We start from the raw sequence: 22,492 nt of genomic DNA, 5'->3' as shown, positions 1-22,492 counted from the left end.
ATCGGGGTGGTGCAGGTAAGGCTTTCGGAAAATCCTTGCAACATGCTTGTCGCGTGTGGCCTATCATGAGCTACCTAACGACGGGACCGGGTATGTTGCATGCTGGCTATTTTTCTCCAAACCCTGAACATCACCGCCCCGGTGTTTGCCATGCTGTTTCTGGGCGTATTGCTCAAACGCATCGGTGCTATCAATGACGGGTTTATCGTCGCGGCTTCCGGGCTGGTGTTCAACGTCACGATGCCTGCGCTGCTGTTTCTGGGCATCATTCACGCTGATTTGCGCGCGGCTCTGCAACCCAGGCTGCTGATCTTTTTCAGTGTAGCGACGCTGCTGAGCTTCGCATTCGCCTGGGGCTGGGCGATCTGGCGCTGCCCGCAAGAAGAGCGTGGCGTTTACGTTCAGGGCGCGTTTCGTGGCAACAACGGGGTAATCGGCCTGGCCCTGGCGGCGAGCATGTACGGCCCTTATGGCATTTCGCTGGGGGCGATTCTGGCTGCGCTGGTCATCGTCTTTTACAACACGTTGTCGACAATTGTGCTGGCGGTTTACAGCCCGGTGATCAAGTCCGACCCCTGGAGCGTGTTCAAAAGTGTGCTGGCCAACCCGCTGATCATCAGCGTCATCATCGCATCGCCTTTCGCTTACTTCAGCATAGGCCTGCCCAGGTGGCTGGAGACGTCCGGCAGTTATCTGGCGCAAATGACCCTGCCGCTGGCACTGATCTGCATCGGCGGCACGCTGTCGCTGGCCTCGCTGCGTAAAAGTGGCAGTCTGGCGATCAGTGCCAGCGTCATGAAAATGATCACGCTGCCGCTGCTCTGCACGCTGGCCGCCTGGCTGGTCGGTTTTCGCCGCGCGGAACTGGGCATTCTGTTCCTGTACTTCGCGAGCCCGACGGCCGCTGCCAGCTACATCATGGCGCGCACCGCCAACGGCAACTACGAACTGGCCGCCGCGATCATCGTCATCACCACACTGGCCGCAGCGGTCACCACCAACGTGGGAATTTTCATTCTGCAATGGGGCGGCTGGATCTAGTCCGGCTTTACGTAGCTGTCGATGACTTCCTGTGCTGCACGGAACGCGTCGATGGCTGCTGGCACGCCGGCATAGACCGCGCAGTGCAGCAGCGCCTCGCGAATTTCCTCCACCGTGCAACCGTTGTTCAGTGCTCCACGAACATGGCCCTTTAGCTCCTGCGGGCATTTCAGGGCGGTGAGGGTGGCCAGGGTGATCAGGCTGCGGGTTTTCAGCGGCAAACCCTCACGGCTCCAGACGCTGCCCCAGGCGTGTTCGTTGACGAAGTCCTGCAGCGGCTGGCTGAACTCGGTCGCGTTACCCAGCGCCCGGTCGACGTAGACATCGCCCATTACCTGACGACGGATCTGCTCGCCTTCGCTGATTGTCTTTTCTGTCATGGCATTCCCCTTGTATCGATGCGGGTTGAGGTCAGTGCTGGCGTCGCCAGGCGCGGATCGTGCCCCAGGCAACAATAACGCCGAGCACAGGCAGAACCAGGGTAAGCATTTTCGTTTCGAGCCTTTCGGCCAGTGCCATTCCGGTGCTGATCGCTAGAATATGCAGCCCGTAAGTCAGGTACAACGACAGCAGAAACAGACCTTCCATGCGGTCTATCCGGTAGCCGGAATAGAACAGCGGCACACAAAGCAGCGAAACACCGAGCATGATCGGCAGGTCGAACACCATTGCATTCGGCGAGATCGTCAGCGGCACGGGGGCGAACAGTGCGGTCACTCCCAATACCCCCAGCAGGTTGAACAGGTTACTGCCGATCACGTTCCCCACCGCAATATCGCGTTCGCCACGAAACGCCGCGATCATCGAGGTCATCAGGGCAGGCAGTGAGGTGCCGATGGCGATGATGGTCAGGCCGACAATGCGCTCGGAAAGCCCCAGATGGATGGCGATCACGACCGAAGCGTCAACCAGCAGGTGCCCGCCAGCGGTCAGCAGCAGCAAGCCCGCGGCAAGCATGAGGATGCGGGTGAAGGTGCGTGGTTTCTCCGTCGTTTCGGCATGGCCGTGGCGCGGCGTGTGACCGCCCTGGCGAATGATGACAATCAGGCAGGCCAGCAACCCGGCAAGCAGCAGTGCGCCGTCAAACTTGCTGAATTCGCCGTTCCATGACAGGCCGATGGCCAGCAGGCAGGCACCGATCATCAGCGGAATATCGATGTGCAGCACCTGGCGGGCAACGCGTAAGGGGATGATCAGCGCGCACAGGCCAAGGATCACCAGGACATTGAAGATGTTGCCACCGATGACGCTGCCTACGGCGATGTCGGTGTTATCGGCAAACGCAGCTTGCAGGCTTACCGCCATTTGCGGCGCGCTGGTGCCCATCGCCACAACGGTCAGGCCAATGAGCAATGGCCTGACCTTGAAAATCGCCGCCAGATGCACTGCCGCACGCACTGAAAGTTCTGCCCCGATCAGCAGCAATAGCAGGCCGCTGAGCATTTGAATGAGCGCGGGGGCGGGCAGGGCCGATAGCTGGAGAATACGAGTGTCCTTGTTGGTGTTGATGGGGGTTAAGGCTAATCGAGGGCCTGAACACGCACTGGCGCGGTGCCGCTACGCAGCATACCCAGTTGTTCGGCTGCTTCGCGAGAGACATCGATCAATCGACCACGCGTGTGAGGGCCGCGATCATTGATGCGTACGACCACTGACCTGTCGTTGTCCAGGTTAGTGACCTTGACGCGCGTGCCGAATGGCAACTGCCTGTGGGCGGCAGTCAGGGCGTTCTGATTGAAGGGTTCGCCACTGGCTGTGCGATTGCCATGATGGCGGGCACCGTAATAAGCGGCTGTGCCGGTCTCGTCATAACCGTGAGGGTCGATGATGTGATTGGCGCAGCCTGCCAGTAACGTCAGCAGGCTGCAGGCAAAAATAAGGCGGCGCATGGGTTGGGTTCCTGAGTGCCGGAGTAGGTGTGGTTGACTCTCATGCCAATCCTCCATGCTGGCATGCATTTCGTGACGCTCCGCGTCACAACTCGGTGTCGCAGCGCGCACGCAACAGCGGACGCAGAGCGTCCAGAACTGCATTCCCACGCGGAGCGTGAGGAACGATAGGTGCGCGCGAGGACACCTATCGTGCCAATGCTCCGCGTTGGCATGCATTTCGTGACGCTCCGCGTCACAACTTGGTGTTGCACCGCGTGCTCGGGATCAGCCCTCCAGCTTGGCCTTCAGCAGCTCGTTGACCTGCTGCGGGTTGGCCTTGCCTTTGGAGGCTTTCATTGCCTGACCGACGAAGAAACCGAACATCTTGCCGCGCTTGGCTTCATCAGCGGCGCGATATTGTTCGACCTGCTCCGCGTTGGCAGCCAGCATCTCGTCGAGCATCGACTCGATGGCACCGCTGTCGGTTACCTGCTTCAGGCCGCGCTTGTCGATGACTTCATCGGCACTGCCTTCGCCATTGGCCATCGCCTCGAACACCATTTTCGCGATCTTGCCGGAAATGGTGTTGTCGGTGATGCGCTTGAGCATGCCGCCCAGTTGCTCGGCACTGACCGGCGACTGTTCGATTTCCAGGCCCTGTTTGTTCAGCAGGCTGCCCAGCTCGACCATGACCCAGTTGGCGGCCAGCTTGGCGTCACCGCTGATACTGACCACCTGCTCGAAATAGTCGGCCTGTTCGCGGCTGGAGGCCAGCACACTGGCATCGTAGGTCGACAGGCCGAACTGACTCTGGAAACGTTCACGCTTTTGCGGCGGCAGTTCCGGCAATGTGGCGCGGGTTTCCTCGAGGAACGAATCCTCGATGATCACCGGCAACAGGTCCGGGTCGGGGAAGTAACGGTAGTCGTTGGCTTCCTCCTTGCTGCGCATGGCGCGGGTTTCGTTGGTGTTCGGGTCGTACAGGCGGGTCTGCTGGATAACCTTGCCACCGTCTTCGATCAGATCAATCTGGCGCTGGATCTCGCTGTTGATCGCCTTCTCGATGAAGCGGAACGAGTTGACGTTCTTGATCTCGCAACGTGTGCCGAATTCGACCTGGCCCTTCGGGCGAATCGACACGTTGCAGTCGCAACGCAGCGAGCCTTCGGCCATGTTGCCGTCACAGATGCCCAGGTAGCGGACAATCGCATGGATGGCCTTGACGTAAGCCACGGCTTCCTTGGCGCTGCGCATGTCCGGCTCGGAAACGATTTCCAGCAGCGGCGTGCCGGCACGGTTCAGGTCGATACCGGTCATGCCCTGGAAGTCTTCGTGCAGGCTTTTGCCTGCGTCTTCCTCAAGGTGCGCGCGGGTGATGCCGATGCGCTTGACCGTGCCGTCTTCCAGCGTGATGTCCAGGTGGCCCTTGCCGACAATCGGCAGCTCCATCTGGCTGATCTGATAGCCCTTGGGCAGGTCGGGGTAGAAGTAGTTCTTGCGGGCAAACACGTTGTGCTGGCCGATTTCGGCATCCACCGCCAGGCCGAACTTGACGGCCATGCGCACGGCTTCTTTGTTCAGCACCGGCAATACGCCAGGCATGCCCAGATCAACGAGGCTGGCCTGGGTGTTGGGCTCGGAGCCGAACGTGGTGGCGCTACCGGAAAAAATCTTTGATTGGGTCGAAAGCTGGGTATGAATCTCCAGCCCGATGACGACTTCCCATTGCATGTGTTTCTCCTCAGAAGCCTTCAGGTGCGCGAGTGTGCCAGTCGGTGACTTGCTGATACTGATGCGCCACATTCAAGAGACGGCCTTCCTGGAAATACGGAGCGAGCAGTTGCACGCCGACCGGCAGACCGTCGACGAAGCCAGCAGGCATGGACAAGCCGGGCAGGCCCGCCAGGTTGGCGGTGATGGTGTAGAAGTCTTCCAGGTATTCGGCAATCGGATCGTTGGTCTTGGCGCCGATCTTCCAGGCCGGGTTGGGCGTGGTCGGGCCGAGAATCACGTCGACATCGGCGAACGCGCTCATGAAGTCGTTCTTGATCAGGCGACGGATTTTCTGCGCCTGCAGGTAATAGGCGTCGTAGTAACCCGCAGACAGCGCGTAGGCGCCGACCATGATGCGTCGCTGGACTTCCGGGCCGAAGCCTTCGGCGCGCGAGCGCTTGTACAGGTCGGTCAGGTCTTTCGGGTCTTCGCAGCGGTAGCCGAAACGCACACCGTCAAAGCGCGACAGGTTGGACGAGGCTTCAGCAGGAGCGATGACGTAGTAGGCCGGGATCGCGTGCTGCAGGTTCGGCAGGCTGATTTCCTTAACGATCGCGCCGAGCTTTTCCAGCTCCTTGACGCTTTCATGCACCAGCTGCGCGATGCGCGGGTCCAGACCTGCGCTGAAATACTCTTTCGGCACACCGATACGCAGGCCCTTGAGCGAGGTATTGAGGCTGGCGGAGTAGTCCGGAACCGGCTCGTCGATACTGGTCGAGTCCTGCGGATCGAAACCGGCCATGCCTTGCAGCAGCAGTGCGCAGTCTTCGGCCGTGCGTGCCATCGGGCCGGCCTGATCGAGGCTGGAGGCGTAGGCAATCATGCCCCAGCGCGATACGCGGCCGTAGGTCGGCTTGAGGCCCGTGAGGTTGGTCAGTGCCGCTGGCTGGCGAATCGAGCCGCCGGTGTCGGTGCCGGTTGCCGCAGGCAGCAGGCGTGCAGCAACCGCCGCAGCCGAACCACCGGAAGAGCCACCGGGCACGCATTCCAGATTCCACGGGTTTTTCACCGCGCCGTAATGGCTGGATTCGTTGGCCGAACCCATGGCGAATTCGTCCATGTTGGTCTTGCCCAGCGTCACCGTACCGGCAGAGGCCAGACGCGAAACCACAGTGGCGTCATACGGGGCCTTGAAATTGTCGAGCATCAGCGAGCCGCAGCTGGTACGGATGCCCTGAGTGCAGAACAGGTCCTTGTGCGCCAGCGGGGCGCCGAGCAGCGGGCCGTTCTCACCGGCGGCGCGCCGAGCGTCTGCCGCCTGGGCCTGAGTGATGGCCAGGTCTTCGGTGAGGCTGATGAAGCTGTTGAGCTGCGGGTCAAGCGTCGCGATACGCGACAGCAGAACGCGGGTCAGCTCTTCAGAAGAAAACTTTTTTTCGGCGAGTCCGCGAGCGATCTCGGCCAGAGTCATTTGATGCATGCAGGCGCTTTCCCTTACTCGATGACTTTCGGAACCAGATAGAGGCCGTCTTGGACCGCTGGTGCGATGGCTTGGTAAGTGTCACGACGATTTCGCTCGGTGACGGCGTCTTCGCGCAGGCGCTGGGTGGCTTCCAGCGGGTGAGCCAGAGGTTCGATGCCAGTGGTGTCGACCGCTTGCATCTGATCGACCAGCCCGAGAATGCTGTTAAGTGCTTCGGTGGTACGCGGGATATCGGCGTCATTGAGACCCAGTCGGGCCAGATGAGCGATCTTTTCCACGTCGGAGCGTTCAAGCGCCATGGGGTATCTCCAGTGGAATGCTTATGGATTTGCTTTGTTGCCAATTGCGGAACACTATCGCGTTATTACTGTCTCAAGCCGCTAACGTCGAGGGTCGTGTTCGGAAAACCGCCAATTTAGCATATTGGCTCCTTGCCCAAAATCCCTGTCGTTGTTAGAGTTTGCCGCACTTTTTTTACCACGCGTTCCCTAGGGTCCCTTTCCCATGTTCAAGAAACTGCGTGGCATGTTTTCCAGTGATCTATCCATCGACCTGGGCACTGCCAACACCCTTATCTACGTGCGTGAGCGCGGTATCGTTCTGAATGAACCCTCTGTCGTTGCCATTCGTACTCACGGCAACCAGAAGAGTGTCGTAGCCGTCGGTACCGAAGCCAAGCGCATGCTGGGCCGTACTCCAGGCAACATTGCAGCCATTCGTCCCATGAAAGACGGCGTTATCGCCGACTTCAGCGTCTGCGAAAAAATGTTGCAGTACTTCATCAACAAGGTCCACGAAAACAGCTTTCTGCAGCCCAGCCCTCGTGTGCTGATCTGCGTTCCGTGCAAATCCACCCAGGTTGAGCGTCGTGCCATTCGCGAATCTGCCCTGGGTGCAGGTGCGCGCGAAGTATTCCTGATCGAAGAGCCGATGGCTGCTGCAATCGGCGCCGGTCTGCCGGTGGAAGAAGCTCGCGGTTCGATGGTTGTCGACATCGGTGGCGGCACCACCGAGATCGCGCTGATTTCCCTGAACGGTGTGGTGTATGCCGAATCCGTACGTGTCGGCGGTGACCGTTTCGATGAAGCGATCATCACCTATGTGCGTCGTAACTACGGCAGCCTGATCGGCGAATCCACCGCCGAGCGCATCAAGCAGGAAATCGGTACGGCCTACCCGGGCGGCGAAGTGCGTGAAGTCGACGTCCGCGGCCGCAACCTGGCTGAAGGCGTGCCACGTGCGTTCACCCTGAACTCCAACGAAGTGCTCGAAGCGCTTCAGGAGTCACTGGCGACCATCGTTCAGGCGGTCAAGAGCGCTCTGGAGCAGTCGCCTCCGGAGCTGGCTTCGGACATCGCCGAGCGTGGTCTGGTCCTGACCGGTGGCGGTGCATTGCTGCGTGATCTGGACAAATTGCTGGCTCAGGAAACAGGTCTGCCGGTGATCGTTGCCGAAGACCCGCTGACCTGCGTTGCGCGCGGCGGTGGCCGTGCGCTGGAAATGATGGATAAGCACACCATGGATCTGCTCTCCAGCGAGTAATTCGCCGGGGTGCCTTTCACGGAGTCTTTTGTATGCAGGTGGCGTATGTGCTACCTGTATGCATCGTGCTGACACCGAAACAGGGTGCCTGTCTCTTTCATTTGTCCAGGCCGGTTACATACCGCATGAATAATTGCCAATCGAAGTTCGATCCAACGATCGCATGCCCCGGAGGAGCGGCCTATTAAACCGCTTTTCGCAAAAGGCCCGTCGCTGGGCGTACGTCTGCTGGTGCTGGCCGTTCTGTCGGTTGCGTTGATGGTTGTCGACGCCCGCTTTACGATCCTCAAGCCCGTGCGCAGCCAGATGTCGATGGTGCTCATGCAGTCCTACTGGATCGTTGATCTGCCACAACGTTTGTATCAAGGCGTTGCCAGTCAGTTCGGCAGCCGTACAGAGCTGATCGCCGAAAACGAAAAACTCAAGACCGAAGCGTTGCTCCTGCAAGGTCGCCTGCAAAAGCTGGCGGCACTGACCGAGCAGAACGTTCGTCTGCGTGAGTTGCTGAATTCTTCTGCGCTGGTCAACGAAAAGGTCGAGGTCGCCGAGTTGATTGGCATGGACCCGAACCCCTTTACCCATCGCATCATCATCAACAAGGGCGAGCGCGACGGCGTTGTGCTGGGCCAGCCGGTGCTCGATGCGCGCGGCCTGATGGGCCAGGTGGTCGAGTTGATGCCGTACACCTCGCGGGTCCTGCTGCTGACTGATACGACCCACAGCATTCCGGTGCAGGTGAATCGCAACGGCCTGCGTGCTATCGCCAGCGGCACCGGCAACCCTGAACGGCTTGAGCTTCGGCATGTGGCAGATACTGCCGACATCAAAGAGGGCGATCTGCTGGTCAGTTCCGGCCTGGGGCAGCGCTTCCCGGCTGGCTACCCGGTGGCTACGGTCAAGGAAGTGATTCACGACTCCGGCCAGCCGTTCGCAATCGTGCGTGCCGTGCCAACCGCCGCATTGAATCGCAGCCGTTATCTGCTGCTGGTGTTCTCGGACGGTCGTTCGCCGGAAGAGCGCGCTGCCGACGCGGCGCAAGCGCAGGAATCCATCGACAAGGGTATCGAGCCTTCAGTGATGGCGACCCTGCCGCCGCCGACACCTGCTTTCCCGATGTGGCCGCAAGCAACTGTTCCGGTATTCCCGGGCAGCAATGCAACGCACAAGCCTGCTGCGCAATCGACAACGCCTGCTCCGGCTGCAGCGCCTGTGACACCGTCAAGGCCTGCCGCCCGGCCTGCTGCTTCCCAGCCGCCTGCTTCAAGACCTTCCACTGCTCGGGAGCCTATCGATGGTTAGTCATGTTTCCGGGCGCAATGGCTGGGTGGTCTGGCTGACGTTTGCGATCGGTCTGTTGCTGAGCGTTTCGCCGCTGCCGCAATTCATGGAAATTTTCCGGCCCTTGTGGCTGGCCCTGTTGCTGACCTTCTGGGTTCTGGCGCTGCCGCACAAATACGGTATGACCACTGCGTGGATACTGGGGCTGATGGAAGATGTGCTGTATGGCACATTGCTTGGCCAGAATGCGCTGATCCTCAGCCTGATCACGTTTCTGGTGATGTCCCTGCAGCAGCGTCTGCGTATGTTCCCCATGTGGCAGCAATGTCTGGTGCTGTTGGTCGTATTCGGTCTGGCGCAGCTTGCGCAGCTCTGGCTGAGTGCATTGACCGGCAACCGTCAGCCTACGCTGGCGCTGGTTCTACCCGCGCTGGTCAGTGCCCTGTTGTGGCCCTGGATCAGCTATGGCCTGCGTGGATTGCGCAAACGTTTGAAAATCAATTAAGCGCAAGGTGAGCGCGACGCCCTGCTGCGTCCCTGGCGTTCACCCGAACAGACACGGAGATGTCCTTATGCCCTCGCTTTATCTGGCTTCTGGCTCGCCGCGCCGCCGCGAACTTCTGACTCAGATCGGTGTGCCCTTTACCGTACTGAACGCTCAGATTGACGAAACTCCCTTCGACCACGAAACCCCGGCTGCCTACGTCGAGCGTCTTGCGCTCGGCAAGGCCCAGGCCGGGCTGTCTGTGCTGGCGGCCGAACAACAGGCCTGCGTCATGGGCGCCGACACGGCGGTGGTGCTTGATGGGCGCATTCTCGGCAAGCCGGTCGATGAGGCGGATGCTCTGGCCATGCTGACGGCCCTGTCCGGGCGCGAGCACGAAGTGATGACTGCCGTTGCGCTGAGTGATCGGCATCGCAGTGAAACCCGTATTGTGACCAGTCGCGTGCGCTTTCGCCCGATTCAACCCCACGAGGCCCAAGCCTACTGGGCCAGTGGCGAGCCTGCCGACAAGGCCGGAGGCTATGCCATTCAAGGGCTGGCGGCGATTTTCGTCGAGGGCCTGCAAGGCAGCTATTCTGGGGTGGTTGGTCTGCCTCTGTGTGAAACCGCAGAACTGCTTGGCCATTTCGGCATACCCTGCTGGCAATGCCTGGAAGGTGACGAGTCATGAGTGAAGAGATCCTGATCAACATCACCCCGATGGAATCACGGGTGGCAGTGGTAGAAAACGGTGTTCTGCAAGAGGTGCACGTCGAGCGTACCCAGCGCCGCGGCATCGTCGGCAATATCTACAAAGGCAAGGTAGTGCGGGTGCTTCCCGGCATGCAGGCGGCGTTCATCGATATCGGTCTGGACCGCGCTGCATTCATTCATGCCTCGGAAATATCCATGCGTGAAGGGCCTGCCGTCGAGAGCATTGCGTCGCTGGTGCATGACGGCCAGAGCCTTGTGGTGCAAGTCACCAAGGACCCCATCGGCAGCAAAGGCGCGCGGCTGACTACCCAGCTCTCCATTCCGTCACGGTATCTGGTGTACATGCCGCGCACTGCGCATGTAGGCATTTCCCTGAAAATCGAGGACGAGGCAGAGCGTGAACGACTGAAAAAAGTTGTCAGCGATTGTGTCGCCCTGGAAGGTATCAAAGAGGCCGGAGGCTTTATTCTGCGTACCGCGGCCGAAGGTGCCGGTGCTGATGAAATCCTCATGGATATCCGCTATCTGCGCAGGCTCTGGGATCAGATCGGTGAGCAGATCAAGACCGTCAGCCCGCCGACAGTGATTTATGAGGACCTGGGCCTGGCCCTGCGTACCTTGCGTGACCTGGTGAGCCCGCGTATCGAAAAAATCCGCATCGACTCGCGGGAAACCTTTCAGAAGACCACCCAGTTCGTGGCCGAATTGATGCCGGAGATTGCCGACAGGCTGGAGCATTATCCGGGCGAACGGCCGATCTTCGACCTCTATGGGGTCGAGGATGAAATCCAGAAAGCTCTCGAACGCAAGGTGCCGCTCAAGTCCGGTGGTTATCTGGTGGTCGATCCGGCCGAGGCGATGAGCACCATCGACGTCAATACCGGCGCGTTTGTGGGGCATCGCAACCTTGAAGAAACCATCTTCAAGACCAACCTGGAAGCCGCGACAGCCATTGCCCGGCAGCTGCGCCTGCGCAATCTGGGCGGCATCATCATTATCGATTTCATCGACATGGAAGACGGTGAGCATCAGCGTCAGGTGTTACGCACGCTGGAGAAACAGCTGGAGCGCGATCACGCCAAGACCAATATCATCGGTATCACCGAGCTTGGCCTGGTGCAGATGACCCGCAAGCGCACCCGTGAAAGTCTTGAGCAAGTGCTCTGCGAGCCGTGCCATTGCTGTGCGGGCCGGGGCAAGCTGAAAACCCCCGAGACCATTTGCTATGAAATCTTTCGCGAGATCCTGCGAGAAGCCAGAGCCTACCAGGCGGTGGGTTATCGGGTTCTGGCCAACCAGCGTGTGGTTGACCGCTTGCTCGACGAGGAGTCGGGCAATGTGGCTGAACTGGAGAGCTTCATTGGTCGGACCATCCGTTTTCAGGTAGAAACCATGTACTCGCAGGAACAATACGACGTGGTGCTGCTCTGAGGGTGCTGATCGTTTGAAATATGATGACAAGTGCCCTTCGGGTTTCTGGCAGGTATGCCGTTTGATCGAGAATGATGCGTGGGAAACGAGCAAAACCTGTACCTGAACGCACCTGCACACCTGAGCCGGAATCGATTCGCTGATTCCGCTGCTTGCATCCCGCAGCGGAGGGCATCCTGAGATGGGACGTCTTCCTCGTCTTGTTGCAACCCTGACCCGTTGGGGCCTGAGCCTGTGCGCACTGATTTTGGTGCTCGCGGCGTTGTACGTAAGCCTCGGGCGTCAGCTTGCGCCGCTGGTTGCCGAATACCGTGTCGATGTGGAAACCAGGGCCAGCAGCGCGCTGGGCATGCCGTTGAGTATTGGTAGCCTGGAAGGCAGCTGGAGCCGGTTTGCCCCGGTATTTCTGGCTCACGACGTCATGGTCGGGGAAGGTTCCAGTGCTGTGCGTCTTGATCGTGTGAGGGTTGTTCCCGACCTCTGGGAAAGCCTGCTGGCGCGTCAAGTGCGTATTGCTCATCTCGAGGTGGACGGCCTGCAGTTCATGCTCAGGCAGGACAAGGAGGGCAACTGGTCGGTACAGGGCTTGCCAGTGCGCAACGACAGCCCGTTCGACCCCGGGCAAGTGCTTGAGCAGATGCAGATGGTCTCGCACTTGTCGCTGCTCGACAGCCAGGTCACTGTGCAACCGTTTGACGCCGCGCCGCTGACCCTGACCTATGTGAACCTCAGTCTGGCCACTGGCAGTTATCACCAGCGCCTTGATGCGCGCCTGACGCTGCCGGATGGCCAGCCGTTTTCGCTGAATGTGCGTTCGCGTATCCAGGCCAGTCAGTGGAAGGACGGCGAGGCAGATGTCTACGCCAGCCTGCCGCAAAGCGACTGGGCCAAGTGGCTGCCAAAAAGCCTCACGCGGGAATGGACACTGTCGAAGCTGCAGGCCGGTGGCGAGCTGTGGATGAGTTGGGGCAAGGGCACTGTGCAAAGCGCGACTGCGCGGCTTAATGCGCCGCATGTCAAAGGCGTTTATGCCGGTCGCAAACCCTCGACGGTCGACAACCTCGCGCTCAACGCCTGGTTTGCGCGCACCGACACAGGTTTCGACCTGAACCTCGATTCACTGGCGATGAGCCTGGGCGACAAGCGCTGGGAAAGCCGCCTGCAACTCACGCAAACCGCTGCGACGCCCGACAGCGAAGAACTCTGGCATGTGCAGGCCGATCGCCTGGACCTGACGCCGCTCACGCCGCTGATCGACTCCCTCGCGCCGTTGCCGGAGAAAGCCATGGCAGTGGTCGACGGTCTCAAGGTGACGGGCGGGCTGCGTAACGTATTGCTGGATTACCGGCCACAGGCAACCGGCGACAAGCGCCTGAGCTTTGCCGCCAATCTGGACAAGGTGGGGTTCAACGCCTATCGCGGGGCCCCGGCGGCCGGAAATGTCACCGGTGCCATCAGCGGCGATCTGGGCCAGGGCGAACTGCGGCTCGACACCCATGACTTTATGCTTCATCTGGACCCTATCTTCGCCAAGCCCTGGCGCTACCAGAAGGCCAATGCCCGTCTGACCTGGAAGCTCGATGATCAGGCATTCACCCTGATCGCGCCGTATATCAAGGTGCTCGGCGACGAAGGCAAGATCGCGGCAGACTTTCTGATCAGGATTCATCTCAGCCATGAGCAGGAAGACTACATGGACCTGCGGGTCGGCATGGTCGACGGCGATGGCCGTTACACCAGCAAGTACCTGCCTACAGCCCTCAGTCCTGAGCTTGATCACTGGCTGCGCACCGCCGTGGTGAGTGGTGCGGTCAAGCAGGGTTTCTTTCAGTATCAAGGGTCGCTGAACAAGAGTTCGCCCGACACCGCGCGCGTCATCAGCCTGTTTTTCGATGTCAGCAACGCAACGCTGGCTTTCCAGCCGGGCTGGCCTTCGTTGACCGGGGTCGACGGCAAGGTCTACGTCGAAAACAGCGGCGTGCGAGTCAAGGCAAGCAAAGGGCAGTTGCTTGATACCAAAGTAAGCAACGTGCTGGTCAATATTCCCCACGTCCCGGCAGGTCAGGACAGCCACCTGCTGGTCGATGGCAGTTTCTCCGGCAATCTGATCGATGGCCTGAAGATTCTCCAGCAAGCGCCCATCGGCACGGCCAGCACGTTTGCCGGCTGGACCGGGGAAGGTCCGCTGGATGGCAAGCTGAAGCTGGATATTCCGCTGGCCAAGGGCGTCGAGCCAAAGGTTGTGGTGGATTTCAGTACCGACAATGCGCGTCTGAAGCTGGTCGACCCGGTGCTGGAATTGACTCGCCTCAAGGGCGATTTCCGCTTTGACAGCGCCAAAGGGCTGAGCGGCAAGGGCATCAAGGCGCAAGCATTTGATCGTCCCGTGACCGCAGAAATCTCCGCCGAAGGCAAGCCAGGCGACAACGTGACACGCATTGTGGCAAGCGGGCAGATTACCGTGAAGCGGCTGACCGACTGGCTGAGCGTTACCCAACCGCTGCCGGTGTCGGGTGACTTGCCGTATCAGCTGCAATTGACTCTGGACAGCAAGGACAGCCCGCTGGTGATCAACTCCACGCTCAAGGGCGTGGCAATCGATCTGCCTGCACCGTTTGGCAAGACTGCCGAGGAGGAGCGTCCCAGCGAGTTCCGCATGACCCTGCAAGGCGCGGAGCGCAGGCTTGGCGCGGCGTATAACGATCAGGCCAACTTTGCTTTTGCCGCACCGAATGGCAAGTTCGCCGACGGTCGCGGCGAGCTTTATCTCGGGCGCGGCGGGGCGATAGTGCCGGACGCCAAAGGGCTGCGGATTCGTGGCGAATTGTCTGAACTGGACGTAGCGCCCTGGCAGGAGCTGGCTGGACGATATACCGGCAATGATCCTGGCGGCAGCGCAAAACAACTGCTCAACAGCGTCGACCTGCAGATCGGCAAGCTGACGGCGATGGGCACCACGCTGGATAACGTACGTGTTCAATTGCAGCGCAATGCTGCGGCCTGGGCCTTGTCGCTGGACAGCGCGCTGGCCAAGGGCACTGCTTTGCTACCCGACGCGAAGTCCGCGCCGATCGGTATCAACATGCTCTACGTGCGACTGCCTGCCTCTGATCCGAATGCAGCGGTGGTCGAGAACGCGCCTGACCCTCTGGCGGATATCGACCCGCACAATATTCCGGCGCTGGACGTGAAGATTGCCCAGCTGTTTCAGGGCGACCAGTTACTGGGTGCCTGGTCGCTGAAAACCCGCCCGACGGCGACCGGTATGCGCATGTCCGACCTGAGTCTGGGGCTCAAAGGTATTTTGCTCGAGGGCGATGGTGCCTGGGAGGGCACTCCGGGCTCCAGCAGCAGCTCGTTCAAGGGGCGTGTGGCAGGCAAGAATCTGGCCGACGTGCTCAAGGCCTGGAACTTCGCGCCGACGGTCACCAGTGAAAGTTTCGAAATGAATGTCGACGGACGCTGGCCGGGTTCGCCTGCCTGGGTGGGCCTCAAGCGCTATTCCGGCAGCCTGGATGCGACGTTGAACAGAGGCCAGTTTGTCGAGGTAGAAGGCGGTGCTCAGGCGCTGCGGGTGTTTGGATTGTTGAATTTCAACTCCATCGGCCGTCGCTTGCGCCTGGACTTCTCCGACCTGCTGGGCAAAGGGCTCAGTTACGACCGGGTCAAAGGGCTGCTGGTCGCCAGCGACGGTGTTTATGTGACGCGCAACCCGATTACCCTGACCGGGCCGTCGAGTAATCTTGAGCTCAACGGTACGCTGGACATGGTCCGCGACCGCGTTGATGCGAAGCTGCTGGTGACCTTGCCGGTGACCAACAACCTGCCGATCGCGGCATTGATTGTCGGTGCGCCCGCCATTGGCGGCGCGCTGTTCCTGGTCGACAAGCTGCTGGGTGACAGGGTTGCCCGCTTCGCCAGCGTGCAATACAAGGTCGAAGGGCCCTGGAAAGAGCCGAAGATCACGTTCGACAAGCCATTTGAAAAGCCCCAGTAGCGCCTCATGGAGTACAGTGGTGGCCAGGTCATCAAGGAGCGGGTCGCCATGTCCTTTGCTGTGATTCAGATGGTCAGTCAAAGCGATGTCCAGGCTAATCTGGTCAGCGCTCGCCGCTTGCTGGAGCAGGCAGCCGAAGGTGGCGCGCGGCTCGCGGTGCTGCCCGAAAACTTTGTTGCCATGGGGCGGCGTGACGTGGCCGACATCGGTCGTGCCGAAGCTCATGGGCATGGGCCGATCCTGCCATGGTTGAAACTGGCCGCTCGCGACCTCAAGTTATGGATTGTTGCCGGAACCTTGCCACTGCCGCCGGATGAGCGACCCGATGGCAAGGTGACGGCGTGTTCGTTGCTGATCGATGAACACGGTGAGCAGGTGGCCCGGTATGACAAGCTGCATCTGTTTGATGTGGATGTTGCTGACAATCGGGGCCGCTACCGTGAATCCGATGACTATGCTCACGGAAACAATGTGGTGGTGGCCGATACACCTGTAGGGCGCGTGGGGCTGACAGTCTGTTATGACTTGCGCTTCCCCGAGCTGTACACCGCGCTGCGGGAGGCCGGTGCTGAACTGATTACCGCGCCGTCAGCTTTTACTGCGGTAACGGGCGCTGCGCACTGGGACATTCTGATCCGGGCGCGCGCCATCGAAACCCAGTGTTACGTGCTGGCGGCGGCACAGGGCGGGGTCCATCCGGGGCCTCGTGAGACTTACGGGCACGCGGCCATCGTTGATCCATGGGGCCGCGTACTGGCCGAGCAGGCACAGGGTGAAGCCGTGCTGCTGGCCAAGCGCGACAGTGAAGAACAGGCGTCCATACGGGCGCGGATGCCGGTGTCCAGTCACCGGCGCTTTTTTTCGCAGGACGCCATGCGGCCTGCTTCGGAGTGAATATGAGTGATCTGTCCTCAGTCAGCGAACACCTTCTGGCCCCTGGTGGCCTGAGCCTCGACAGCCTGCAATCGGTGCTCGGAGAGCTTGCCGGGCCGGGTATCGACGCGGCTGATCTGTATTTTCAGGGCATGATCTCCGAGTCCTGGTCGCTCGAAGACGGCATTGTCAAGGAAGGCAGTTTCAATCTCGATCAAGGCGTGGGCGTGCGCGCTCAATCGGGCGAAAAGACTGGTTTCGCTTACAGCAACGCTATCACTGAGGACGCACTGCGCACCGCTGCCCGTGCTGCCCGTTCCATCTCCCGCGCTGGGCAGAATGGCCGGGTGCAGGCTTTTACCTCGCAGGATGTGGCCCAGTTGTACGCCCCGGATAATCCTCTGGAAGTGCTGAGCCGCGCCGAGAAGGTCGAACTGCTCAAACGCATTGACGTCGCGACGCGCGCGCTGGACTCGCGTATCCAGCAGGTGTCGGTGAGCATGGCCGGTGTCTGGGAGCGCATTCTGGTGGCCGCCGCCGATGGCAGTCTGGCCGCCGATGTGCGTCCGCTGGTGCGCTTCAACGTCAGTGTCATTGTCGAGCAGAACGGCCGCCGCGAGCGGGGCGGGCATGGCGGTGGCGGGCGTACGGACTACCGTTATTTCCTGACCGATGATCGTGCCATGGGCTACGCGCGTGAAGCGCTACGTCAGGCGCTGGTCAACCTGGAAGCTATTCCTGCTCCGGCAGGCACATTGCCGGTGGTACTGGGTTCCGGCTGGTCCGGCGTGCTGCTGCACGAGGCGGTTGGCCACGGTCTTGAAGGTGACTTCAACCGCAAGGGCAGCTCGGCCTACAGCGGGCGCATGGGCGAGATGGTTGCATCGAAACTTTGCACGATTGTTGACGACGGTACCCTTGCAGGGCGTCGCGGCTCGCTGAGTGTCGATGACGAAGGCACACCAACCGAGTGCACCACACTGATTGAGAATGGCGTGCTCAAGGGCTACATGCAGGACAAACTCAATGCCCGCTTGATGGGTGTCGCACGCACTGGTAACGGTCGTCGAGAGTCCTACGCTCACCTGCCGATGCCACGCATGACCAATACCTACATGCTGGGCGGGCAGAGCGACCCGCAGGAAATCATCGCCTCGGTGAAGCGCGGTATTTACTGCGCCAATCTGGGTGGCGGTCAGGTGGATATCACCAGCGGCAAGTTCGTGTTTTCGACCAGCGAGGCTTATTTGATCGAAGACGGCAAGATCACCGCGCCGGTCAAAGGAGCGACCTTGATCGGTAATGGGCCGGAAGCCATGAGCAGGGTGTCGATGGTGGGTAACGATCTGTCGCTGGACAGCGGCGTCGGTACCTGCGGGAAGGACGGCCAGTCGCTGCCGGTCGGTGTGGGTCAGCCTACGCTGAAAATCGACGCGATCACGGTGGGTGGTACGGGTAGCTGAATATGAGCCGGGGCCGGCTGCCTGTTGCTGCCGGCCCCGCGGTTGAAATCAACGCAGACCGCGTTGAAGTTCGTCCAGCTCACGGATGTATTTGAAGATTTTGCGGCTGGTGGCCGGCGGTTTGTTACGTGCAACTTCGTGTTGCGCCTGACGGATCAGCGAGCGCAGCTGCTGACGGTCGGCATCGGGGTATTCAACAACGAATTTCTCGAGGTCGGCGTCATCACCCGCGATCAGGCGATCACGCCAGCGCTCCAGATTGTGAAAACGTTCGTTGTATTGGCGAGTGGAGGCATCGAGTTGGTCCAGCAACACCAGAATGGCTTCCTGGTCCTGATCGCGCATCAGCTTGCCAATGAACAGAATATGCCGCTTTCGCGCGATGTTCGCCGTGTGCTTGGGCGCTTCGGCCAAGGCCTTGCGCAAAGCGTCGGTCAGCGGCAGCTTGGCCAGCACATCGGCTTTGAGTGTTGTCAGTCGCTCGCCGAGGTCGACCAGAGCATGCAGCTCTCGTTTGACCTGGGTTTTGCTTTTCTCCCCGTCGAGGGAGTCGTCGTAAGAATCAACCATGGGGGCAGTCCGCAAAGAAACGCCGCCATGATAACCAGTCGTGGGCCGCTTGTCCGGCCCGGTCGGTATTCGGCCTGTGCTGAAAGAAGAATTTGATGGAGAAAGTCATGAGTGCAACCCAAAGCGTCGGCCCGCAAGCCTTGCCCGAACTGCAGGAACAGGTCGAGCAGATTATCGCCGAAGCCCGGCGTCAGGGCGCCAGCGCCTGCGAAGTCGCAGTGTCGGTGGATCAGGGGCTGTCGACATCGGTCCGTCAGCGTGAAGTTGAAACCGTCGAGTTCAACCGCGATCAGGGTTTCGGTATCACCCTGTATGTCGGGCAGCGTAAAGGCTCTGCCAGCACCTCGGCCACGGGTGCCGATGCCATTCGTGAAACCGTCGCCGCCGCTCTGGCGATTGCCGAGCACACCTCCGAAGACGAAAGCTCCGGGCTGGCTGATGCTGCGCTGATGGCCAAAGAGGTCATGGATTTCGATCTTTATCACACCTGGGATATAACGCCCGAGCAGGCCATCGAGAAAGCGCTGATCTGCGAAGCCGCGGCCTTCGACGCCGACAGCCGGATCAAGAACGCCGATGGCACCACGCTCAATACCCATCAGGGCTGCCGTGTGTATGGCAACAGCAACGGCTTCATCGGCGGTTATGCATCAACGCGGCACAGCCTCAGTTGCGTGATGATCGCCGAGGGCGAAGGCCAGATGCAGCGTGATTACTGGTACGACGTCAATCGTCAGGGTGAGTTGCTGGCCGATGCCCAGAGCATTGGTCGCAAGGCTGCGTTGCGTGCGGCGAGCCGCCTGGGCGCGCGTCCTGTGCCGACCTGTGAAGTGCCGGTGCTGTTTGCCGCAGAACTGGCAGGTGGCCTGTTCGGCAGCTTTCTCGGTGCCATTTCCGGTGGCAACCTGTACCGTAAATCGTCATTTCTGGAGGGGGCCCTGGGTCAGCGGCTGTTCCCTGAGTGGATGACCATTGATGAGCGCCCGCACCTGAAGCATGCAATGGGCAGTTCGGCGTTCGACAGCGATGGCCTGGCGACGTTTGCCAAGCCGTTCGTCGAAGGCGGCGATCTGGTTTCCTATGTGCTGAGCACTTATTCCGGCCGCAAGCTGGGCATGCCGAGCACCGCCAATGCGGGCGGGGTGCATAACCTGTTCGTCACCCATGGTTCGGATGATCAGGCCGCGCTGATTCGACGTATGGGCCGTGGCTTGCTGGTGACCGAATTGATGGGCAGCGGACTGAATATGGTTACCGGCGACTATTCGCGGGGCGCAGCAGGTTTCTGGGTCGAAAACGGTGAAATACAATTCCCGGTTCAGGAAGTGACCATTGCCGGCAACATGCGTGACATGTTCAAGCAGATCGTCGCCGTTGGCAGCGATCTTGAACTGCGCAGCAACATCCGTACCGGCTCGGTGCTGATCGAGCGTATGACCGTAGCGGGTAGCTGACCTGACCGCTACCTTCGCCTGACTATCGTGCCCCTGGACGCAGAGCGTCCAGACCTGCATACCCACGCGGAGCATGGGCACGATAGTTGCGAAAATATCGTTCCTCACGCTCCAGCGTAGGAATGCATTTCGTGACGCTCTGCGTCACACATCCACGCGCGCATCGCGCACCTCATCTCGGACAGCTCCAGGCCTGTTTTCCGGCACCTCCGGGGCATGCATATCACTTTAAGGCCCGATCCCGAAAATCTGCGCTCTTGTATTGAGTTCATATCTCATTTAATAATGAATATCATTTCTAAAATGAGCTGCGGTCATGGGGTCTGTTCTGCACGAGCTGTCTTATCTGGAAAACTGGCGTGGATTGAGTCTGCGGATTCGTTGCGCCCTTGAGCCCGACGAGCCTCGGCTGATCGAGCATTACCTCGCCGAAGGGCGCTATCTGGCGCGTTTTACCGCCACGCCCCAGCCCATGATTGCCGAAACCACTTTCCGTCTTTTGATAGACACCGCACGCGATACGGCATTGCCGTGGCACTGGCGCTGCCTGTGTCTGGATCAGGCCTGGCGTCCGCTGCGTGATTTACAGGCAATCGCCTCCACGCCTGCGCGGCGTCAGCGCTGGCAAGCCTGTGTTCATCAACTGGCGACTTGCGTGCTACAGCCCTCTATTTCCCTCTCTGAACTGGTGCAAGGACATTGCGATGAGTAATACCCGTATCGAACGCGACAGCATGGGCCAGCTACAGGTCCCGGCCGAGGCCCTTTACGGCGCGCAGACTCAGCGTGCGGTGGAAAACTTTCCGATCAGCCATCAACGCATGCCCCGGCAATTCATTCGCGCCCTGTTGCTGGCCAAGGCGGCCGCAGCGCAGGCGAACCTGGAGCTGGAGCAGATCAGCGAGGGGCAGAGCAGGGCGATTGTCAGTGCCGTGAAGGACCTGCTGGCCAGTGACTACATGATGCATTTTCCGGTCGATATCTTTCAGACCGGTTCCGGCACCAGTACCAACATGAACGCCAACGAGGTGATCGCCACGCTGGCCACGCGCGTGCTGGGCCAAGAGGTCAATCCCAATGACCACGTCAACTGCGGGCAGAGCAGCAACGACATCATCCCGACCACGATTCATGTGAGCGCTGCACTGGCCCTGCACGAACAACTGCTGCCTGCGCTGGCCCATCTGGTGCAAGTGACTGAACACAAAGCCGAGCAGGTCCATGCCTTCGTCAAGACCGGCCGTACGCATCTGATGGACGCCATGCCCGTGCGCATGAGCCAGGTGCTCAACGGCTGGTCACAGCAGATTCGCGCCAACGTCGAGCATCTGCAAGGTCTCCAGCCGAGTCTGCAATCATTGGCGCAGGGCGGCACCGCAGTCGGTACCGGGATCAACGCGCATCCCGAATTTGCGGCTCGTTTCAGTCGTCAGTTGAGCACGTTGACCGGTATGCAATTCGCGCCCGGCAAGAACCTGTTCGCGTTGATCGGTTCGCAGGACACCGCAGTTGCGGTGTCCGGCCAGCTCAAAGCCACGGCGGTGTCGCTGATGAAAATTGCCAACGACCTGCGCTGGATGAATTCGGGGCCACTGGCAGGGCTGGGTGAGATCGAGCTGGAGGCTTTGCAGCCGGGCTCATCGATCATGCCGGGCAAGGTCAACCCGGTCATTCCGGAAGCCACCGCCATGGTTGCCGCGCAGGTGATTGGCAACGACGCGACGATTACCGTGGCGGGGCAGTCTGGCAACTTCGAACTTAACGTGATGCTGCCGATCATCGCCCAGAACCTGCTCAGCAGCATCGAGCTGCTGGCCAACTCCAGTCGGCTGCTGGCTGACAAGGCGATTGCGAGCTTCAAGGTCAATGAATCCAAGCTCAAGGAAGCGTTGTCGCGTAATCCGATTCTGGTGACGGCCCTCAACCCGATCATTGGCTATCAGAAAGCCGCCGAAATTGCCAAGACCGCTTACAAGCAGGGCCGTCCGGTCATTGACGTCGCCCTTGAGCACACCGATTTGCAACGTAGCGAACTGGAAGTGTTGCTCAACCCTGAAAAACTCACCGCTGGCGGTATTTGATTCCAGCCAGCCAACGTCCCCTGGAGGTATGACCATGCAGCATTGGAAACGCACCATCGAGCAGGCCAATCGCTGTTTCAATCTGGGCGAGTGGGTCGAAGCCCGCGAGCTGTACCTTCAGGCGCTGGCGTTGGCGCAAGTGTTGTTCGAGCGTTGGGCGGATGTCGACGAAGCCGTCGCAGCCTGTGTGATTTCTCACCACAACCTGGCGGACCTGCACCTGAGCCTCGGTCAGCCTGAGGAAAGCGCCGAATACCTGTGTGCCATTCATCAACATCTGTTGCGGACTATGCAGGATCAGCGTCTTCCTCCGGCGCTCCGTGAGGCAGCCTTGCGCCACAGCAGCAAAACCTACGCCGAGTTGCTGAGCTTTATCAGTGAACACGGCGAATACCCGCGCACTCATCGGCTGCTGAACAGCAGCAGCGAGCACACGCGCTCATCGTTGCAGCGCCACTCGGCAGCCACTTCCGGACTTTTCTACGGAGCACATTGAA

The 22,492-nt window shown here is 60.2% G+C and carries 20 protein-coding genes; 13 read left to right on the top strand and 7 right to left on the bottom strand.

Annotated elements, in window-relative coordinates; translation table 11 throughout:
- Nucleotides 1–99: 99 nt before the first annotated feature.
- Nucleotides 100–1,041 (top strand): AEC family transporter, encoded by a 942-nt coding sequence (locus tag RYC17_RS06230; protein ID WP_058400690.1) that lies wholly within the window; start codon nucleotides 100–102, stop codon nucleotides 1,039–1,041.
- On the opposite strand, the gene RYC17_RS06225 is transcribed toward RYC17_RS06230, so the two are convergent.
- From RYC17_RS06225 to gatC, 6 genes are all read right to left on the bottom strand, one after another.
- Nucleotides 1,038–1,421, bottom strand: coding sequence for a carboxymuconolactone decarboxylase family protein (locus tag RYC17_RS06225; protein WP_219170191.1), 384 nt, complete (start codon nucleotides 1,419–1,421; stop codon nucleotides 1,038–1,040). The two genes, RYC17_RS06230 and RYC17_RS06225, sit on opposite strands and share 4 nt — an antisense overlap.
- Nucleotides 1,422–1,452: 31 nt before the next feature.
- Nucleotides 1,453–2,484, bottom strand: a complete 1,032-nt coding sequence (locus tag RYC17_RS06220) for a calcium/sodium antiporter (protein WP_316887698.1) — start codon at nucleotides 2,482–2,484, stop codon at nucleotides 1,453–1,455.
- A gap of 77 nt (nucleotides 2,485–2,561) precedes the next feature.
- Entirely contained in the window at nucleotides 2,562–2,930 is a 369-nt protein-coding gene (locus tag RYC17_RS06215; protein ID WP_002555111.1) for a septal ring lytic transglycosylase RlpA family protein, read from the bottom strand.
- Nucleotides 2,931–3,197: 267 nt separating this feature from the next.
- Nucleotides 3,198–4,643: an Asp-tRNA(Asn)/Glu-tRNA(Gln) amidotransferase subunit GatB gene (gatB, locus tag RYC17_RS06210; RefSeq protein WP_002555110.1), complete on the bottom strand. Its 1,446-nt coding sequence runs from the start codon at nucleotides 4,641–4,643 to the stop codon at nucleotides 3,198–3,200.
- 10 nt (nucleotides 4,644–4,653) lie between these two features.
- Nucleotides 4,654–6,105 carry an Asp-tRNA(Asn)/Glu-tRNA(Gln) amidotransferase subunit GatA gene (gatA, locus tag RYC17_RS06205; RefSeq protein WP_316887700.1) on the bottom strand — a complete coding sequence of 484 codons (1,452 nt, stop codon included), beginning with the start codon at nucleotides 6,103–6,105 and terminating at the stop codon, nucleotides 4,654–4,656.
- Nucleotides 6,106–6,119: 14 nt separating this feature from the next.
- The gene (gatC, locus tag RYC17_RS06200; RefSeq protein WP_002555109.1) at nucleotides 6,120–6,407 is read right to left on the bottom strand and encodes an Asp-tRNA(Asn)/Glu-tRNA(Gln) amidotransferase subunit GatC; all 288 of its coding nucleotides are present in this window, start codon (nucleotides 6,405–6,407) and stop codon (nucleotides 6,120–6,122) included.
- 205 nt (nucleotides 6,408–6,612) lie between these two features.
- Here gatC and mreB point away from each other — a divergent pair, with 205 nt between their 5' ends.
- From mreB to tldD, 8 genes are all read left to right on the top strand, one after another.
- On the top strand, nucleotides 6,613–7,650 hold the full coding sequence (mreB, locus tag RYC17_RS06195; protein ID WP_002555108.1) for a rod shape-determining protein MreB: 1,038 nt from the start codon (nucleotides 6,613–6,615) through the stop codon (nucleotides 7,648–7,650).
- A gap of 231 nt (nucleotides 7,651–7,881) precedes the next feature.
- On the top strand, nucleotides 7,882–8,949 hold the full coding sequence (mreC, locus tag RYC17_RS06190) for a rod shape-determining protein MreC (RefSeq protein WP_410478297.1): 1,068 nt from the start codon (nucleotides 7,882–7,884) through the stop codon (nucleotides 8,947–8,949).
- Nucleotides 8,942–9,433, top strand: coding sequence for a rod shape-determining protein MreD (mreD, locus tag RYC17_RS06185; RefSeq protein ID WP_003364106.1), 492 nt, complete (start codon nucleotides 8,942–8,944; stop codon nucleotides 9,431–9,433). The genes mreC and mreD overlap by 8 nt, the downstream gene beginning before the upstream one ends.
- A gap of 67 nt (nucleotides 9,434–9,500) precedes the next feature.
- Nucleotides 9,501–10,103, top strand: coding sequence for a Maf family protein (locus tag RYC17_RS06180; RefSeq protein ID WP_058400695.1), 603 nt, complete (start codon nucleotides 9,501–9,503; stop codon nucleotides 10,101–10,103).
- Nucleotides 10,100–11,557 carry a ribonuclease G gene (gene rng / locus RYC17_RS06175; protein WP_004666200.1) on the top strand — a complete coding sequence of 486 codons (1,458 nt, stop codon included), beginning with the start codon at nucleotides 10,100–10,102 and terminating at the stop codon, nucleotides 11,555–11,557. Before RYC17_RS06180 ends, rng begins: the two co-directional genes overlap by 4 nt.
- 181 nt (nucleotides 11,558–11,738) lie before the next feature.
- On the top strand, nucleotides 11,739–15,554 hold the full coding sequence (locus RYC17_RS06170) for a YhdP family protein (protein WP_316887701.1): 3,816 nt from the start codon (nucleotides 11,739–11,741) through the stop codon (nucleotides 15,552–15,554).
- Nucleotides 15,555–15,602: 48 nt separating this feature from the next.
- Nucleotides 15,603–16,448: a carbon-nitrogen hydrolase family protein gene (locus RYC17_RS06165; protein ID WP_011169439.1), complete on the top strand. Its 846-nt coding sequence runs from the start codon at nucleotides 15,603–15,605 to the stop codon at nucleotides 16,446–16,448.
- 2 nt (nucleotides 16,449–16,450) lie between these two features.
- Nucleotides 16,451–17,890: a metalloprotease TldD gene (tldD, locus tag RYC17_RS06160; protein ID WP_002555101.1), complete on the top strand. Its 1,440-nt coding sequence runs from the start codon at nucleotides 16,451–16,453 to the stop codon at nucleotides 17,888–17,890.
- Between the two features lie 48 nt (nucleotides 17,891–17,938).
- Here the strand turns inward: tldD and yjgA are convergent, their stop codons facing one another.
- The gene (gene yjgA, locus RYC17_RS06155; protein WP_003364101.1) at nucleotides 17,939–18,460 is read right to left on the bottom strand and encodes a ribosome biogenesis factor YjgA; all 522 of its coding nucleotides are present in this window, start codon (nucleotides 18,458–18,460) and stop codon (nucleotides 17,939–17,941) included.
- Between the two features lie 107 nt (nucleotides 18,461–18,567).
- On the opposite strand from yjgA, the gene pmbA reads away from it, so the two are divergent.
- The 4 genes from pmbA to RYC17_RS06135 all read left to right on the top strand — a co-directional run bounded on the left by pmbA (nucleotide 18,568) and on the right by RYC17_RS06135 (nucleotide 22,491).
- Complete coding sequence (pmbA, locus tag RYC17_RS06150) at nucleotides 18,568–19,914, top strand: metalloprotease PmbA (RefSeq protein ID WP_058400699.1); 1,347 nt, start codon at nucleotides 18,568–18,570, stop codon at nucleotides 19,912–19,914.
- Nucleotides 19,915–20,230: 316 nt separating this feature from the next.
- Nucleotides 20,231–20,626, top strand: coding sequence for a hypothetical protein (locus tag RYC17_RS06145; protein ID WP_005744985.1), 396 nt, complete (start codon nucleotides 20,231–20,233; stop codon nucleotides 20,624–20,626).
- Nucleotides 20,619–21,995 (top strand): class II fumarate hydratase, encoded by a 1,377-nt coding sequence (locus RYC17_RS06140; RefSeq protein ID WP_316902641.1) that lies wholly within the window; start codon nucleotides 20,619–20,621, stop codon nucleotides 21,993–21,995. Before RYC17_RS06145 ends, RYC17_RS06140 begins: the two co-directional genes overlap by 8 nt.
- Nucleotides 21,996–22,029: 34 nt before the next feature.
- Nucleotides 22,030–22,491 (top strand): tetratricopeptide repeat protein, encoded by a 462-nt coding sequence (locus RYC17_RS06135; protein ID WP_005744988.1) that lies wholly within the window; start codon nucleotides 22,030–22,032, stop codon nucleotides 22,489–22,491.
- Nucleotide 22,492: the final 1 nt, after the last annotated feature.

Source organism: Pseudomonas syringae group sp. J248-6 (assembly GCF_032586995.1).
Classification (GTDB): domain Bacteria; phylum Pseudomonadota; class Gammaproteobacteria; order Pseudomonadales; family Pseudomonadaceae; genus Aquipseudomonas; species Aquipseudomonas amygdali.
This window is presented reverse-complemented; position numbering and strand designations above follow the sequence as displayed.

Excerpts from the sequence above, each read along its gene's own strand:
- RYC17_RS06180 (WP_058400695.1), top strand. The coding sequence starts at position 9,501 with ATGCCCTCGCTTTATCTGGCTTCTGGCTCGCCGCGCCGCCGCGAACTT.
- gatA (WP_316887700.1), bottom strand. The coding sequence starts at position 6,105 with ATGCATCAAATGACTCTGGCCGAGATCGCTCGCGGACTCGCCGAAAAA.
- mreD (WP_003364106.1), top strand. The coding sequence starts at position 8,942 with ATGGTTAGTCATGTTTCCGGGCGCAATGGCTGGGTGGTCTGGCTGACG.
- gatC (WP_002555109.1), bottom strand. The coding sequence starts at position 6,407 with ATGGCGCTTGAACGCTCCGACGTGGAAAAGATCGCTCATCTGGCCCGA.
- mreB (WP_002555108.1), top strand. The coding sequence starts at position 6,613 with ATGTTCAAGAAACTGCGTGGCATGTTTTCCAGTGATCTATCCATCGAC.
- tldD (WP_002555101.1), top strand. The coding sequence starts at position 16,451 with ATGAGTGATCTGTCCTCAGTCAGCGAACACCTTCTGGCCCCTGGTGGC.
- RYC17_RS06220 (WP_316887698.1), bottom strand. The coding sequence starts at position 2,484 with ATGCTCAGCGGCCTGCTATTGCTGCTGATCGGGGCAGAACTTTCAGTG.
- RYC17_RS06140 (WP_316902641.1), top strand. The coding sequence starts at position 20,619 with ATGAGTAATACCCGTATCGAACGCGACAGCATGGGCCAGCTACAGGTC.
- RYC17_RS06230 (WP_058400690.1), top strand. The coding sequence starts at position 100 with ATGCTGGCTATTTTTCTCCAAACCCTGAACATCACCGCCCCGGTGTTT.
- RYC17_RS06145 (WP_005744985.1), top strand. The coding sequence starts at position 20,231 with ATGGGGTCTGTTCTGCACGAGCTGTCTTATCTGGAAAACTGGCGTGGA.
- RYC17_RS06165 (WP_011169439.1), top strand. The coding sequence starts at position 15,603 with ATGTCCTTTGCTGTGATTCAGATGGTCAGTCAAAGCGATGTCCAGGCT.
- RYC17_RS06225 (WP_219170191.1), bottom strand. The coding sequence starts at position 1,421 with ATGACAGAAAAGACAATCAGCGAAGGCGAGCAGATCCGTCGTCAGGTA.
- RYC17_RS06170 (WP_316887701.1), top strand. The coding sequence starts at position 11,739 with ATGGGACGTCTTCCTCGTCTTGTTGCAACCCTGACCCGTTGGGGCCTG.
- yjgA (WP_003364101.1), bottom strand. The coding sequence starts at position 18,460 with ATGGTTGATTCTTACGACGACTCCCTCGACGGGGAGAAAAGCAAAACC.
- pmbA (WP_058400699.1), top strand. The coding sequence starts at position 18,568 with ATGAGTGCAACCCAAAGCGTCGGCCCGCAAGCCTTGCCCGAACTGCAG.
- gatB (WP_002555110.1), bottom strand. The coding sequence starts at position 4,643 with ATGCAATGGGAAGTCGTCATCGGGCTGGAGATTCATACCCAGCTTTCG.
- RYC17_RS06215 (WP_002555111.1), bottom strand. The coding sequence starts at position 2,930 with ATGCGCCGCCTTATTTTTGCCTGCAGCCTGCTGACGTTACTGGCAGGC.
- RYC17_RS06135 (WP_005744988.1), top strand. The coding sequence starts at position 22,030 with ATGCAGCATTGGAAACGCACCATCGAGCAGGCCAATCGCTGTTTCAAT.
- rng (WP_004666200.1), top strand. The coding sequence starts at position 10,100 with ATGAGTGAAGAGATCCTGATCAACATCACCCCGATGGAATCACGGGTG.